Annotated in this window: 1 protein-coding gene; it reads left to right on the top strand. The window is 65.6% G+C overall.

From position 1 onward, the window contains the following. A partial coding sequence (locus AAEY72_RS15790; RefSeq protein ID WP_352311586.1) for an adenylosuccinate synthetase occupies positions 1-250 on the top strand: 250 nt, incomplete at both ends.

Consider the following 250-nt stretch of genomic DNA (forward strand, 5'->3'; position numbering starts at 1 on the left):
GTCAAGCTGTGCGTCGGCTACAAGGTCGACGGCAAGGACGTGGACATCCTGCCGCGTGGCGCGGTCGACGTCGCGCGTTGCGAGCCCGTGTACGAAACGTTCTCCGGCTGGAAGGAAAGCACGGTCGGCATCAAGACGTGGGACGCGCTGCCGGTGAATGCACAGGCATACCTGTCCCGTGTCCAGGAAGTGGCTGGCGTGCCGGTCGACATGGTGTCGACGGGCCCGGACCGCGACGAAACGATCCTGC

The organism is Psychrobacter sp. W2-37-MNA-CIBAN-0211 (assembly GCF_040309405.1).
In the GTDB taxonomy this organism is placed as follows: domain Bacteria; phylum Pseudomonadota; class Gammaproteobacteria; order Pseudomonadales; family Moraxellaceae; genus Psychrobacter; species Psychrobacter glaciei.